Raw genomic sequence first — 14,844 nt, 5'->3', positions numbered from 1 at the left:
TACCTTTCGATAAAGCGGGCGAGCCGCATCACACAGCTGCACCATTGGTCGAAGGGCATGCATATTCTTCGGATTGTTCAAGAACGTCTACGCCACCAAAACGGCGTTCGCGCTGGCGAAAGACCTCATAGGCCGCATCAAGATCAGCTGGCCTGAAATCCGGCCAATGTCCCGGCACAAAGAGGAACTCGGCATAAGCCGCCTGCCAGAGAAGAAAATTCGACAACCGCATTTCGCCGCTTGTGCGAATGATCAAGTCGGGATCGGGAATGCCGACCGTATCAAGATTGGCAGAAATCAATTCAGCAGAAATAGACGATGGATCGAGCAGTCCCGCAGCGACATCGCGCGCCAGACTTTTAACCGCACGAGTAATCTCATCACGCGAGCCGTAATTAAAGGCAATGATCAGATTAAGCCCGGTATTCTGTCGCGTGAGTGACTCTGCTTCGCCCAGCAAACCGCAAATATCTGCCGCCAATCCTTCGCGCTCACCAATAATCCGCACACGGACATTGTTGCGATGAAGCTCAGCAAGGTCGCGCCGGATGAAGAGCTTGAGCAATCCCATGAGATCGCCAACTTCACCGCTGGGGCGTGACCAATTTTCGGACGAGAATGCAAAGAGAGTGAGATAGCCAAGACCGCGATCACCCGCGCCCCTCACCGTCTCACGCAAAGCTTCGACGCCAGCCCTATGGCCAGCGCTACGCGGCAAACCACGCGCCTTAGCCCAACGGCCATTACCATCCATGATAATGGCTATGTGGCGCGGATCAGACATGTCGAAGCTCCCCTTGATGGAAAATCATGTCAGGCCTAAACCTGCATGATTTCTCCTTCTTTGACCGAAACGATCTTGTCCATTTCTGCAATGGTATCGTCAGTCAGCTTCTGTACTTTTTCTGAGAATCCACGGCTGTCATCCTGGCTGATGTCGCCGTCTTTTTCGAGCTTCTTTAACGTATCCATACCGTCACGGCGAACGTGACGCGCAGAAATACGGCCCTGCTCTGCATATTGATGAGCAATCTTGACCAGCTCTTTACGGCGCTGTTCGTTCAGTTCTGGAAGCGGAATGCGCAGCGTCATGCCATCGGTAATTGGATTAAGACCGAGACCGGAATCACGAATCGCACGTTCAACCGCACCAACCATTGTCTTGTCCCATACAGAGACCGACAACATGCGCGATTCAGGCACAGTAATATTCGCAACCTGATTGATCGGCATTTCCGAACCATAGGCCGTAATCGTGATTGGTTCGAGCAAGCTTGCAGAAGCGCGGCCCGTACGCAGACCACCAAGGTCGTGCTTAAGGGAATTGATCGCGCCTTCCATGCGTCGCTTCAGGTCGTTGATGTCAAAAACATCGCTCATGCAGATTCTCCTTCAGTGCTTGGCAAAAACAACGATCATTTATCGGAAACGATCGTGCAGCGTCCTTTGCCTTGCAGAATTTCGGCCAAACCGCCGCTTTCATGGATAGAATAGACTATTATCGGAATGTTGTTCTCACGCGCAAGAGCAACTGCCGTGGTATCCATGACAGCCAGTCCGCGATCCAAAACTTCCTTATGGGTAAGCGCATCGAAACGCGTCGCTGTCGGGTCCTTCTTCGGATCGGCAGTGTAAATACCGTCAACCTGTGTACCCTTCAACAGCGCATCCGCGCCAACTTCCGCCGCACGCAGTGCAGCAGCAGAATCGGTCGTAAAGAACGGATTGCCCGTGCCACCTGCAAAGATCACAACCTTGCCCTCATCCATATAGGCAGTTGCCTGCCGCTGGGAGAAGCTCTCGCAGATTTCTGGCATTGCTATGGCGGAGAGAACAACAGCGTCCACGCCAATCTTGTGCAATGAGGTACGCAGCGCCAGCGAATTGATGACCGTTGCGAGCATGCCCATATGGTCGCCGGTCACGCGATCGCCACCCTTGGACGCCACAGCTACACCGCGGAAAATATTGCCGCCACCGATGACAACACCGACTTCAACACCCAGCGCGCGCGCCTGCTTGATATCATTGGCAATGCGATCGGCAACGGAGACGTCAATGCCAAACCCCTGATTGCCCATCAATGCCTCACCTGAGGCTTTCAGCAGAACGCGTTTATAGGCGGACTTAACGGACATGGAGAGTTCTCCGCAGATAGTGATCAATGAATAATAGACGTTGCGATACACGAAGGGCACCGCGTTGTCACGCGATGCCCTTCATAATCAAAAGCCTTTTAAGCATTTCCAGCAAAAGTAATTTCGACTTTTACGCAGGATAATGCGGCAGATAAATCTTAAAGCGCATTCTGAAAAGGACACGCTGAAAGATTATTAGCCCTTGGCAGCAGCAGCAACTTCAGCAGCGAAGTCGCTTTCTTCTTTTTCGATGCCTTCACCGAGAGCGATACGTGCAAAGCCAGTGATCTTTGCAGGTGCGCCGATCGACTTTTCAGCTTCCTTAAGAGCAGCTTCAACGGTCAGATCAGGGTTGATAACGAAAGCCTGCGAAAGAAGAACAACTTCTTCGTAGAACTTGCGCATACGGCCTTCGATCATCTTTTCGATGATTGCATCTGGCTTGCCCGATTCACGAGCCTGCTCGATGAAGATCGCCTTTTCGCGTTCTGCAGCAGCTGGATCAACGTCAGCAGCAGTCAAAGCGAGCGGGTTGATAGCAGCAACGTGCATTGCAACCTGACGGCCGAATGAGCTTGCAGCTTCTGCGTCACCGTCGGTTTCGATAGCAACGAGAACGCCAAGCTTGCCGAGGCCGTCTGCAACGCCGTTATGAACATAAGTAGCAACTGCACCCTTGGAAACTTCAAGAGCTGCCGAACGACGGAAGCTGATGTTTTCACCAATGGTTGCAACTGCGTCTTTTGCAGCCTGCGTAACAGTCTTGCCGTCGATGTTTGCTTCAGCAACTGCTTCAGACGAACCATCGGTGGTAACTGCTGCGTTTGCGATCTGACGAACGAGTTCCTGGAAAGCGTCGTTACGTGCAACGAAGTCGGTTTCGGAGTTGACTTCAACAACAACAGCTTTGTTGCCGGAAGCGACAACGCCAACCAGACCTTCAGCAGCCGTACGGCCAGCCTTCTTGTCAGCCTTAGCCATGCCCTTAGCGCGCAGGTAATCAACAGCGGCTTCGATGTCGCCATTGGTTTCAGCAAGCGCTGCCTTGCAGTCCATCATGCCTGCGCCGGTGAGTTCGCGGAGTTCTTTAACCTGTGATGCGGAAATGCTCATTGTGTCGCCTTTCATGAAAGCGAAGGCACACCGGATGGGTGTGCCAACTTTTAACCGACGCTGATTGCATCGGAATGAATGAAGTTATCCACCCGTCATGTGACGGATGGATGAAAATCATAAGCGCTGATTATGCGCTTGCAGCCGGAGCTTCGAGAGCTGGCTCAACAGGAGCTTCAACCTGCGCACCAACGTCGATACCCATAGCGCCCTGCTGACGTGCAATACCGTCAAGAGCAGCACGAGCGATCAGATCACAATAAAGCGAAATAGCGCGAGCAGCATCGTCGTTGCCTGGAATTGGGTAATCGATCTGGTCTGGGTTACAGTTCGAGTCGATGATCGCAACAACTGGAATGCCAAGACGCTTGGCTTCCTGGATAGCAATTGCTTCCTTGTTGGTATCAACGATGAACATAAGATCAGGAACAGAACCCATGTCCTTGATGCCGCCGAGAGCACGGTCAAGCTTTTCGCGTTCGCGTTCGAGGTTCAGGCGTTCCTTCTTCGAGTAACCCTGAGCATCGCCAGCGAGGATTTCGTCGAGCTTGCGCAGACGCTGGATCGAGTTCGAAATCGTCTTCCAGTTGGTCATCATGCCGCCGAGCCAGCGTGCATTGACATAATACTGAGCCGAACGTGTTGCAGCATCAGCAATGATGTCAGAAGCCTGACGCTTCGTGCCAACGAACAGAACGCGACCGCCGCGAGCAACAGTGTCTGAAACGAGCTTCAGAGCATTGTGCAGCAGAGGAACGGTCTGCGACAGATCGAGAATGTGGATATTGTTGCGGTCGCCATAGATGTATGGAGCCATCTTTGGGTTCCAGCGGTGAGTCTGGTGACCGAAGTGTACACCAGCTTCAAGAAGCTGACGCATGCTGAATTCAGGCAATGCCATCTGTATTTTCCTTTTCCGGTTTAACCTCCACGGGCTGAGGCGATTACTCGCCACCGGAGGCTGAGGCCGGATTTCTCCCGGCAAAAGCCCAATCCCGTGTGTGGAATAGGCGCGCTGTTAAACCAACACGCCGATAAATGCAAGTCTTTCGCTAATTATAACGCATAAGGCTTCGGTTCATGCCTCACTTGCAGTCTGCATTTGCGGCCTTGTCATCATACAAATCGAGCTTAACCAACTTGCCGCGCATCGAGAAATCGCCATAGTCCATGGTCAGGTCGCGGGTGATGCCATTTTTGTAAAGCTTGAAGTTGATGCGATAGATCGGCAGGCCATCCTGCTTTTCCTTGTCATCGAAATAAGAAATCGTCACCGGCCAGACATTGTCCTTTGTGAACTTGCCCATTGCCTTGGTTTCGTCGTTCTTGGCTTCCTGCTCTTTGCCAACGACAACAGTTGTCGCAACAACGCGATCCGCATCCTCTGAAGCATCATAGAGTGTCGTCTGATAGAATTTTTCGCCAGCCGCCGCTTTCGCGATCAACTCTTCCATATGGGTTGTAGGAAACTGCGTGGGTTTTAGATCAAGCTTGTTTTCTTTGGGCTTAGACAATGCAACAACGGTTTTTCCGTCTTCAACCTTAGCATCACCACGCACTTCCTTAACCAGCTCTTTGTCAACAAAGGTCTTATTGGCAAAACGGAAATCTTTTCCATCAGCACTCTCAAAGCTCGTTGTCTGCTGATCGGTCACACGCTGTGGCTGCTCATCCATGTCGATGCGCGTTACAAAACGGAAATTCGTTGTATAGCCTTCACAAGCAGAACCATTGAACTCATAGACCATGCGCCCTGTCAGTCCACTAATACCGGACTTCTCATCGGCACGATCCAATGTGAGATCATAAACGGCGCGATGCGGAATCAGCGACACCGTCGAAGCAGCATTGGCAACGCCACCCCAAACACAAACTGCCGCTCCACTCGCCGCAAACGCCATTCTCAAAAAATGCATATAAGAATCTCCCGAACTGTTGAGCAGCATGATAAAAAAACTCGTGGCGGAAGCGAGGCAAAAAACGCACCTTTCCCAAAAGCTTCACCGATTCTATCTATTACGGCACTAAGTTAGCAAGGATTAATGGAATGACCGACACCATCGACAGCCGCCTGCAAAATTTGGGTATAACTTTGCCAGAAGCTGCGGCACCGGCTGCGAACTACGTACCTTTCGCACAAACAGGCTCGCTGCTGCTGACTTCAGGTCAGCTTCCATTGGAAAATGGCAAGCTCGTTCATACCGGCCAGATCGGTGATGCGCTTACGGTCGCCCATGGTCAGGCTGCGGCACGTGCCTGCGCAGTCAACATTCTCGCACAAGCGAGAGCAGCGCTTGGTGATCTGAACAAGATCAAGCGTATTGTGAAAATTACCGTATTCGTTGCCTCGACCACCGATTTCGTTGAGCAGCATCTGGTTGCCAATGGTGCATCTGACCTGCTCGTTGCCGTTCTTGGTGATGCTGGCAAGCACGCACGTTCGGCTGTCGGCGTCGCAAGCTTACCACTCAATGCGCCGGTTGAGATAGAAGCCATCATCGAGGTTGCATAATGTCATCTCCAGAATGGCTGAAGAAACAGCCGATTGCACATCGCGGCCTCCACGACCTCAATAACACGCGCTGGGAAAATACGCTTGCAGCTTTCGACGCAGCTGCAAAAGCAGGCTTTGCCATTGAGTGTGATGTACACCTGACCAAAGACGGCGGCGTGATCGTTTTCCACGATGACGACCTCGAGCGCCTCACAGGTCAGAAGGGCCGCGTCAGCGACCTGACGCTTGAAGAAGCAACCGCTCTGAAAATCGGCGGTACAAACGACCACGCTCCATCTTTGCGCGAGATGCTTGATCTGGTTGCCGGTCGTGTTCCGGTGGTGATCGAGCTAAAAGGTATCGAGGGCCGCGATGACGGTCTCGTTGCGGCAGTTGCCAAAGAGCTAACCGGTTACAAGGGCGAAGCTGCAATCATGTCATTCGACCATCATCTGGTTCGACTGTTTGCAAGCGATGCTCCTGGTATTCCGGGCGGGCTCACTGCCGAAGGCACGCAGATGAAGCACTTCGAAGCGCATTTCTCGATGCTCGCGCATCAGATTGCATTCGTATCCTATAATGTGCATCACCTGCCAAACCCGTTTGTTAGTTTCGTGCGCGAGAAACTTGACCTTCCGGTCATCAGCTGGACGGTACGCAATCCGGAAATGAAAACGCATAGCGATCAGAACGTGGATCAAATCACCTTCGAAGGCTTTGATCCACGCACATTGGTCGCCTAGCAGGATACTTCGCCATGAATGACGACGAAAGGCAGACTGAACAAAGCTTCGCTCTCCGGGTTGTCGAAAGCGTTGGCGATTTTTCTGAAGACGAATGGAACCGCCTTGCGGGAACTTCCCCGCAAGGCGAAAATTACAATCCCTTTATTTCCCGCGCATTTCTTCTGGCGCTGGAACAATCAGGTTCTGTGTCACAACAAGCTGGCTGGCTGCCTCACTTTCTGCGGTTGGAAGATCATGACGGCTATTTGATCGGCACTGTTCCCAATTACTTAAAGGGCCATAGTCAGGGCGAATATGTCTTCGATCATGGCTGGGCAGATGCCTTTGAACGGGCGGGTGGAAGGTACTACCCCAAGTTTCAAGCCTCAGTTCCGTTCACCCCCGCAACCGGCCCGCGCCTGCTTCATCATCGAGAATTTGAGCCGGAAGCTATTCAGGTTGCGCTCGCGACGGGGCTGCGGCAACTCACTGATCAGACAGGCGCTTCTTCTGCTCACGTTACATTCGCGCCCCGAGCCGAGATTTCATCGCTCGAAGCAGCCGGTTTTCTGCATCGAACGGATCAGCAGTTTCATTTTATAAACAATGACTTTTGTAATTATGATGATTTTCTAAATGAGCTTGTGTCGAGAAAACGGAAAGCTCTCAAGAAAGAACGCCGCGAAGCGGTTTCAGAAGGCATTCAAATCGACTGGTTGACCGGCCAGGAGCTGACGGAATCGGTTTGGGATGACTTTTACGAATTTTATATTGATACAGGTAGCCGCAAGTGGGGCCGCCCCTATCTCAACCGTAAGTTTTTCTCGCTAATTGGCGAGAGCATGGCCGACGATATTCTGCTGGTCATGGCAAAACGCGATGGACGCTATATTGCAGGCGCGATCAACTTCATTGGCAGCGACACGCTTTACGGTCGTCACTGGGGCTGCATCGAGGACCACCCCTATCTGCATTTTGAAGTTTGCTATCATCAGGCAATCGATTTTGCGATTGATCGCAAACTGCGCGTTGTCGAAGCCGGAGCGCAAGGTGAACACAAACTTGCGCGCGGCTATGTGCCTGTTACGACCCATTCCGCGCATTACATTGCCCATGGAGGTTTCCGCCGCGCTGTCAGTGACTATCTGGAACGCGAGCGGCGAGAAGTTGATCAAATCCACGCAGCACTCGAAGAGCATTCGCCCTTCAAACACACATGAATACCCTGATAATTGATTGAAATGGAGAACAGCATGTCCGCCACCTATGATGACAACAACACCTTCGCAAAAATCCTGCGCGGCGAGATCCCGTCAACGCGCGTCTATGAAACGGATGATGTTGTGGCATTCATGGATGTCATGCCGCAGGGAACCGGCCACACGCTGGTTGTTCCAAAAGCACCGTCACGCAATTTGCTTGACGCCAAGCCGGAAGCGCTTGCCGAAGCCATCAAAGCCGTGCAGAAGATCGCAAATGCCGTGAAGAAAGCTTTTGACGCGGATGGCGTCACTGTCATTCAGTTCAATGAACCGGCAGCAGGCCAGACAGTTTATCACCTGCACTTCCATGTCATTCCGCGTTTTGAAGGTGTAGAACTGAAACCACATACCGGAAAAATGGAAGACGCCGCGGTTCTTACAGCAAATGCTGAGAAAATCCGCGCAGCACTTTGATAAGAATCCGCTTTATAAGCTTAGAAGCCCTGCGACGAGCAGGGCTTCCGTCACGACAATACCAACAAGCAAACGCTTTCCGGCAATCAGATAAGCAATGAAGCCCGCTGCAGCCGACCCTACCCGCAGCCACATGGGCGAGTTGGCAAGCTCCCCGTTCGGATAAAGAATGAGTTGCGCGATAACGCCAGCAACAAGTGCCGTAGCGACACAGCGCACGAATACCAGCGCTTCAGAATCTTCGCGGACCCTGCCGCCGACAATCACGCCCATGACGCGGAAGAGATATGTCGGAAGCGCGCCGGCAAGCAGGATGAAAAGAAGCGGCCACCACCAATCGGAATAACTATCCCAATTCATAAAACGGGCTCCTTTGACTTGCGTGCACGATGAAAGACAAAAGAGATTACGCCACCAACAATTCCGGTCATCAGAAGATCATAGCCGGGGGCAAACTGGTGGAAGATTGGGAAAAGCACGATGCCCGAAACCATGGCAATCTGCCCTGCGCGCTCACGCGCCGAACGCCAAAGTGAAGTGAGAAAATACATCGGCGTGAGCATGAAAAGTGCCGCAAACACCACCGGCGGAAATGACGCCGACAGCGTATATACCAAAGCGACCACAAGCGCGTTCGTACCGACAAGCACTGTGCCAATACCTGCAAAATAGCTGGTCCGCATATTGCGCGGCACATTACGCAGCTCTTCCATTGCCATGACCCATGCCGTCACCGCCACAAAATGACAAAGGGCAGCAAGTGTCAGCTTGCGTGTGTTTGGGCCTTTTAATTCGGGCAAAAGCGCCACCACCATCGGCATCAGACGAACAGACGATAATCCAACAGCCAAGGCCGCTGCGGGGATTGACGCCCCAGCACTAATCGCGCCAATGAGCACCACTTTCGCAGGCAGCGCCCAGATGGTCAGCGTCATGAAAACAGCCTGTCCAACCGTTATGCCGCTCTCGATCGCCAGTCCGGAAAAGCCGATGAATGAACTCATCAGCAGAATGGCAGGGACACTCATGATCCGGCGTGTACCACGCAAAAACCAGCCAAAATGACCAGACTGTTCAGGCGATGATGAACCGGAAATGGATGAGCGACTCGAAGACATGATTGAGATTAGGCCATTTGCACGCAAACTTGCACCATGAAAAAGGCCCTTCTTGCGAAGGGCCTTTTTGTAGTTCTTATTTCTTACGCGGCACTTTAGGAACCGACGATTTCGCCGTCGAAGCCTTAGCGGCAGGTTTTGGTGCGGCCTCGTCCTTGCCAGCCAGAACCTTTTCCTTTTCAGCTTTCTTCGGTGCTGCCTTCTTGCGCACGGGCTGCTTCTTCTCAGCCGGAATGTCCTTCTTAGGCGTAACCGGCTTGTCGGAAACAGTCTCAAGAGCAAGATCGGTCTTGCCGTCGTCCTTCGTAATCACATCGACGCGAACTGTACCGCCGTGCTTGAGCTTGCCAAACAACACTTCATTGGCCAATGGCTTCTTGATATGCTCCTGAATGACACGAGCCAGCGGACGCGCGCCCATGCGCTCGTCGTAACCCTTGTCAGCAAGCCATGCGATAGCAGGCTCGGTCAGTTCGAATGTCACGCCACGTTCTGCAAGCTGCGCTTCGAGCTGAAGCACAAACTTCTGAACGACCTGATGAATGACAGGAACCGGCAGCGGTCCGAATGGAACGATTGCGTCGAGACGGTTGCGGAATTCCGGCGTGAACAGCCGGTTGATCGCTTCCATATCGTCGCCTTCGCGCCGCGTCGAACCGAAACCAATCGCAGCCTTAGCCATATCGGCGGCACCGGCATTGGTGGTCATGATCAGAATCACGTTGCGGAAGTCGATCTTCTTGCCGTTGTGATCGGTGAGCGAGCCATGATCCATAACCTGCAACAGAATGTTGTAGAGGTCTGGATGCGCCTTTTCGATTTCGTCGAGCAACAGCACGCAATGCGGATGCTGATCGACGCCATCGGTCAGAAGGCCACCCTGATCGAAGCCGACATATCCTGGAGGGGCACCGATCAAACGCGATACGGTGTGGCGCTCCATATATTCCGACATATCGAAACGAAGCAGTTCGACACCCAGCGAAGAAGCTAGCTGCTTGGCAACTTCCGTCTTACCGACGCCTGTTGGTCCGGAAAACAGATAGGAGCCGATTGGCTTGTCTGCTTCGCGAAGACCTGCACGGGCAAGCTTGATTGCAGAGGAAAGCGCTTCAATCGCCAAGTCCTGACCATAGACGACACGCTTCAACTCGGCATCAAGATGTGCAAGCACCTGCTCGTCATCTTTCGAGACAGACTTAGGCGGAATCCGTGCCATGGTGGCGATGGTTGCTTCGATTTCCTTGACGCCAATGGTCTTCTTGCGCTTGTTCTCCGGTAAAAGCATCTGGCTTGCGCCAGTTTCATCGATCACGTCGATGGCTTTGTCAGGTAACTTGCGGTCAGAGATATAGCGTGCGGAAAGCTCTACAGCCGACTTGATGGCATCAACCGTATATTTGACTTTATGGAAGTCTTCAAAATACGGCTTCAGACCTTTCATGATCTCAATCGCATCCGGGATCGATGGCTCATTGACATCGATCTTCTGGAAACGACGCACCAGAGCGCGGTCCTTCTCAAAGAACTGACGATATTCCTTATAGGTCGTCGAACCGATGCAACGGATCGCACCCGAGGAAAGCGCTGGCTTCAAGAGGTTCGATGCATCCATCGCACCACCCGAAGTCGCACCGGCACCGATGACAGTATGAATTTCGTCGATGAACAGAACCGCACCCGGATATTCTTCGAGCTCTTTCACAACCTGCTTCAGGCGTTCTTCAAAATCACCCCGATATCGGGTGCCTGCAAGCAGCGTACCCATGTCGAGTGAGAAGATCGTGGCATCAGCAAGCGCTTCCGGCACATCGCCTTCAACGATACGCTTTGCCAGACCTTCCGCAATCGCGGTTTTACCAACGCCCGGATCACCCACATAAAGCGGGTTGTTCTTGGAGCGACGGCAAAGAACCTGAATCGTGCGGCTGATCTCAGTGTCACGTCCGATCAACGGATCAATACGACCCGCTTTGGCTTTTTCATTCAGATTGACGCAGTAAGCAGTCAGTGCATCCTGCTTTTTCTTTGCGCCTTCTTCCGGCTCCACGCTTGTGCGCTCTTCGCTCGCGCTTTCAGCACCACGCGGCGTGCGCGGTTCACTGCCCTGCGTGCGCTTGGAAATGCCATGCGAAATATAATTCACAGCATCATAACGCGTCATCTGCTGCTCTTGCAGGAAGTAGGCAGCATGGCTTTCGCGTTCAGCAAAGATGGCAACCAGCACATTTGCACCAGTCACTTCTTCGCGGTTTGACGACTGAACGTGGATGACAGCGCGCTGGATCACGCGCTGGAAAGCCGCCGTCGGCTTCGAATCTTCATCATAGCCAGTGACGAGGTTGTCCAGTTCACGGTCAATATAATCGGTAACGATCTTTTTCAGATGCTCAAGATCGACGTTACAAGCGCGCATCACTGCGCCCGCATCCTGATCGTCGATCAGGGCAAGTAAAAGATGTTCGAGCGTGGCATATTCGTGATGCCGCTCGTTCGCGATGGTAAGCGCCTGATGCAGCGCCCTTTCAAGGCTGGGAGAAAACGATGGCATATGACCTCACTTTTTCTCCATTACACATTGTAATGGATGCTGGTTTTGGCGGGCAAAATCCATGACCTGACTAACCTTGGTTTCGGCAACCTCGTATGTGAACACGCCACACTCGCCGACACCATGATTATGGACATGCAACATGATACGCGTCGCGTCGTCCATGTCTTTTTGGAAAAAACGTTGCAGGACATGAATGACAAACTCCATGGGAGTATAGTCATCATTGAGAAGCAGAACACGATAGAGACTTGGCTTCTTGGTTTTGGTCTGCGTGCGCGTAACCACAACGGTACCATTATCTGGTCCGTTCCCGCCATTTGCCTTGCTTTGCATGACTGGATTTAAATGCCGCATGTAACCTATCACCCGATGCCCAACTCTATGGCCTGCTTGCCCTTTATGTAGGGCGTCATACGGTGATTTTAAGCCCTTCCTTGCCACTTGCAACCGAGACTTCTTGCAAGTTAGCGCATTGACACAATTATCTGGGCTTCTTCGTCATAATAACGAAAATTTGAAGCCCCGCTTACATAAGGCCTTGCTCACTGAATTACGTATTTCTTGCGCACAACTTCACAGCTTGCCCATCAACTTTTTTTAGAAATTATGAATAATGCGGTTACCATAAACGGATTGGTAACGCTGATGACAGTAAGGTTCCCGAATTAGATTGCTGTGTGCCCTTTGTGCCGCAGCTCAAAAAACCGGGATACAGGCAGGTCATTATCGTGCGTATAGCATTCAGTAACGTAGCATATGCCTTGAAAAGAGCGGCGCAAGCCACCCTTCTTCTCGCTGTTGTAACAGGCTGCTCTACGGCCTCGACTACCGTTCCAGCTGTTGCCAATGACAGATATGCTGCCATTGTTGTCGATGCCAACACGGGTAAAACGCTGTTTGCCTCAAGCGCGGATGCGAAACGCTACCCTGCGTCGCTAACGAAAATGATGACTATCTATATGCTGCTTGAAGCAATTCAGACCGGTCGCATCAACAAAGACACCCGTATTCCAGTCTCAGCCTATGCAGCGGCTCGCCCGCCGACAAAGATCGGCTTCAAAAAAGGCCAGTCGATCCGCGTTGAAGATGCAATTCTTGCAATGGTGACAAAGTCTGCCAATGACGTTGCAGCAGCATCCGGCGAATTCCTCGGTGGCTCTGAAGAGCGCTTTGCCCAGATGATGACTGCAAAAGCCCGTCGCCTTGGCATGAGCAACACTACATTCCGCAATGCTTCCGGCCTTCCAAACATGCAGCAGGTCACAACTGCGCGTGACATGGCGATTCTCAGCATCGCACTTCGTCAGCATTTCCCGCGCGACTTTGCGTATTTCTCGCGCAGCAGCTTTGATTATCGCGGTCAGACCATTCGCGGTCACAACCGTCTTCTCGGCCGCATTGAAGGCGTTGACGGAATCAAGACCGGTTACACCAATGCATCGGGCTACAACCTGGCTTCGTCAGTCAATCTCGATGGTCGCCGTATCGTAGCAGTCGTTATGGGCGGCAATACTGGTGCAAGCCGCGATGCGCATATGGCACAGCTTATCAAGCAATATCTGCCAGCAGCAACGCGTGGCCGTGCATCTGAACCGCTCATTGCAATGCGTAGTGAAGTGCCTCAGGTCGTCGCCTCTGCAGCATTGCCAAAGGCTCGCAACGCACCGGTTCCAGTTGCTCGTCAGGTTGTCGCTGTTGAAGACGTCATCAACAATGAAACCGGCGAAGGCGACGTTGAGCAGCCACAGGTACTGGCGCTTGCAGCTCCTACCCAGCGCCCAGCAGCAATGGCTGCACAGGCAGCAGTTCGCCCAACGCCAAAGGCAGTTGTTCCTACCGCGCCAGTGACACATGAAATTGATCCGGTAACAACAGCATCCGCACCAGCAGCATCTGGTGGCTGGGCTATTCAGGTCGGATCGCTGCCAAGCGAAGGTCAGGCCCGCGATATGCTGACCAAGGTTTCATCTTCTGTCGGCGCTCCTCTGCGTTCGGCATCGCCCTACACCGAGACTTTTGTGAAGGGTAACTCGACTTTCTACCGTGCTCGTTTTGTTGGCTTTTCTTCAAAGCAAGCAGCATGGGATGCATGCGCATCACTGAAAAAGAAGAACTTTGGCTGCTACGCAGTCGCAAACTAATAAACGCGGGTGAGTTCGCTCTCCCGCATAGCTTTAAACCCGAAATTTGTATTGCGTAGAGGGTTTCGAGATGTCGAATATGAACGAGACACTGACACAACATGCTTTGGCACCCAACCTGTGGACAGATGAGGCACACCGCCCGTCCGCACTCGGATCGCTGTTTTCAGTGCAAGCCTTGAAGCAAGCTGCACTTCGAATTGCCGACGTGCGCCATGGCAAGACGTTTCATACGCGTGATCTGGTGGGCGTACTGGTTAGCCACGCCGCCCGCAACCGCCGCATGGTTAAGCCACGCACGATGATGCGCATGACCTTACCCGTGACGGCTGATAAAGTCGCGGTTCGCCTCACCATCGAAAATTGATTTAAAAGTTTTTCATCAAAAAAGCCTGCCGGTCCGGCAGGCTTTTTTTATTTGGTCAGAGCAAACCCAAGGCCGCTAGTTCTTGTCGCAATTCGGATGGCAAAGCAGCCCTTCCCGACTTACCTATCGCTTCATCGAGCGGAACTTCATTTTCGTTAAGGTAGCGCCAGCCCTGAAAAGCGCGGCGCGGCTGCCAATCCGTCGGATGGATTTTAGGTTCCAGCACCAGATGACAGCGATTGATGCCCTGCTCATCCGTAAACGGTCTGATATCCAGAAGACGCTGGCGGCATTGTACATTGCCTTTGATAACCCAATAGAGCGAACCGCCGTCGAGCAACTCTTCGGCGCGCTTGGGAACCATGCGTGTCGTGTGAAACTGTTCCGGGACCAGCCCGGCAGCACGCTGCTCCGCAAGCCGGAAATCGATCCAGGCTGCGAGATCTTCAATACTGTCGCAACCGACGCAAAGTTTTACGAGATTGAGTGCCATGGCGATGATTTAGCCAAGCCGAATG

Annotated in this window: 17 protein-coding genes; 6 read left to right on the top strand and 11 right to left on the bottom strand. The window is 52.6% G+C overall.

Translation table 11 applies throughout. The features are described from left to right. Positions 1–28 precede the first annotated feature (28 nt). The 6 genes from J2782_RS02660 to eipB all read right to left on the bottom strand — a co-directional run bounded on the left by J2782_RS02660 (position 29) and on the right by eipB (position 5,167). Positions 29–784, bottom strand: a complete 756-nt coding sequence (locus J2782_RS02660) for an isoprenyl transferase (RefSeq protein ID WP_310010009.1) — start codon at positions 782–784, stop codon at positions 29–31. A 35-nt stretch (positions 785–819) separates the two neighbouring features. Next, complete coding sequence (frr, locus tag J2782_RS02655; RefSeq protein WP_250040908.1) at positions 820–1,380, bottom strand: ribosome recycling factor; 561 nt, start codon at positions 1,378–1,380, stop codon at positions 820–822. A 35-nt stretch (positions 1,381–1,415) separates the two neighbouring features. Continuing rightward, positions 1,416–2,138 (bottom strand): UMP kinase, encoded by a 723-nt coding sequence (pyrH, locus tag J2782_RS02650; RefSeq protein ID WP_250040909.1) that lies wholly within the window; start codon positions 2,136–2,138, stop codon positions 1,416–1,418. A 195-nt stretch (positions 2,139–2,333) separates the two neighbouring features. Then, positions 2,334–3,251 (bottom strand): translation elongation factor Ts, encoded by a 918-nt coding sequence (tsf, locus tag J2782_RS02645; protein ID WP_310010007.1) that lies wholly within the window; start codon positions 3,249–3,251, stop codon positions 2,334–2,336. 130 nt (positions 3,252–3,381) lie between these two features. Next, on the bottom strand, positions 3,382–4,152 hold the full coding sequence (rpsB, locus tag J2782_RS02640) for a 30S ribosomal protein S2 (protein ID WP_250040913.1): 771 nt from the start codon (positions 4,150–4,152) through the stop codon (positions 3,382–3,384). Positions 4,153–4,336: 184 nt separating this feature from the next. Beyond that, positions 4,337–5,167 carry a cell envelope integrity protein EipB gene (gene eipB, locus J2782_RS02635; protein ID WP_310010006.1) on the bottom strand — a complete coding sequence of 277 codons (831 nt, stop codon included), beginning with the start codon at positions 5,165–5,167 and terminating at the stop codon, positions 4,337–4,339. A gap of 131 nt (positions 5,168–5,298) precedes the next feature. Here eipB and J2782_RS02630 point away from each other — a divergent pair, with 131 nt between their 5' ends. From J2782_RS02630 to J2782_RS02615, 4 genes are read left to right on the top strand one after another with little or no spacing between them, the layout of a single operon-like run. Beyond that, complete coding sequence (locus J2782_RS02630; protein WP_310010005.1) at positions 5,299–5,763, top strand: RidA family protein; 465 nt, start codon at positions 5,299–5,301, stop codon at positions 5,761–5,763. Continuing rightward, entirely contained in the window at positions 5,763–6,488 is a 726-nt protein-coding gene (locus J2782_RS02625) for a glycerophosphodiester phosphodiesterase (RefSeq protein WP_310010004.1), read from the top strand. Before J2782_RS02630 ends, J2782_RS02625 begins: the two co-directional genes overlap by 1 nt. 14 nt (positions 6,489–6,502) lie before the next feature. Then, on the top strand, positions 6,503–7,690 hold the full coding sequence (locus J2782_RS02620) for a GNAT family N-acetyltransferase (RefSeq protein ID WP_310010002.1): 1,188 nt from the start codon (positions 6,503–6,505) through the stop codon (positions 7,688–7,690). 33 nt (positions 7,691–7,723) lie between these two features. Beyond that, the gene (locus tag J2782_RS02615) at positions 7,724–8,146 is read left to right on the top strand and encodes an HIT family protein (protein WP_310010001.1); all 423 of its coding nucleotides are present in this window, start codon (positions 7,724–7,726) and stop codon (positions 8,144–8,146) included. A gap of 12 nt (positions 8,147–8,158) precedes the next feature. Here J2782_RS02615 and J2782_RS02610 read toward each other — a convergent pair whose 3' ends face one another. The 4 genes from J2782_RS02610 to clpS form a co-directional block, all read right to left on the bottom strand. Beyond that, positions 8,159–8,506, bottom strand: coding sequence for an AzlD domain-containing protein (locus J2782_RS02610; protein WP_310010000.1), 348 nt, complete (start codon positions 8,504–8,506; stop codon positions 8,159–8,161). Continuing rightward, entirely contained in the window at positions 8,503–9,264 is a 762-nt protein-coding gene (locus J2782_RS02605) for an AzlC family ABC transporter permease (RefSeq protein ID WP_404989588.1), read from the bottom strand. Before J2782_RS02605 ends, J2782_RS02610 begins: the two co-directional genes overlap by 4 nt. A 76-nt stretch (positions 9,265–9,340) precedes the next feature. Beyond that, a complete protein-coding gene (gene clpA / locus J2782_RS02600; protein ID WP_250040924.1) occupies positions 9,341–11,815 on the bottom strand; it encodes an ATP-dependent Clp protease ATP-binding subunit ClpA in 2,475 nt (824 codons plus the stop codon). A 6-nt stretch (positions 11,816–11,821) separates the two neighbouring features. Further along, complete coding sequence (clpS, locus tag J2782_RS02595; RefSeq protein WP_250040925.1) at positions 11,822–12,172, bottom strand: ATP-dependent Clp protease adapter ClpS; 351 nt, start codon at positions 12,170–12,172, stop codon at positions 11,822–11,824. Positions 12,173–12,546: 374 nt separating this feature from the next. Between clpS and J2782_RS02590 the strand changes: the two genes are divergently transcribed. Both J2782_RS02590 and J2782_RS02585 read left to right on the top strand, forming a co-directional pair. Then, positions 12,547–13,959, top strand: coding sequence for an SPOR domain-containing protein (locus J2782_RS02590; RefSeq protein ID WP_310009999.1), 1,413 nt, complete (start codon positions 12,547–12,549; stop codon positions 13,957–13,959). A 70-nt stretch (positions 13,960–14,029) separates the two neighbouring features. Next, complete coding sequence (locus tag J2782_RS02585; protein WP_310009998.1) at positions 14,030–14,326, top strand: hypothetical protein; 297 nt, start codon at positions 14,030–14,032, stop codon at positions 14,324–14,326. Between the two features lie 55 nt (positions 14,327–14,381). On the opposite strand, the gene J2782_RS02580 is transcribed toward J2782_RS02585, so the two are convergent. After that, positions 14,382–14,819, bottom strand: a complete 438-nt coding sequence (locus J2782_RS02580; protein WP_310009997.1) for a DUF1489 family protein — start codon at positions 14,817–14,819, stop codon at positions 14,382–14,384. Between the last annotated feature and the right edge of the window lie 25 nt (positions 14,820–14,844).

Source organism: Brucella pseudogrignonensis (genome assembly GCF_031454375.1).
GTDB classification, from domain to species: Bacteria; Pseudomonadota; Alphaproteobacteria; order Rhizobiales; family Rhizobiaceae; genus Brucella; species Brucella pseudogrignonensis_A.
This window is presented reverse-complemented; position numbering and strand designations above follow the sequence as displayed.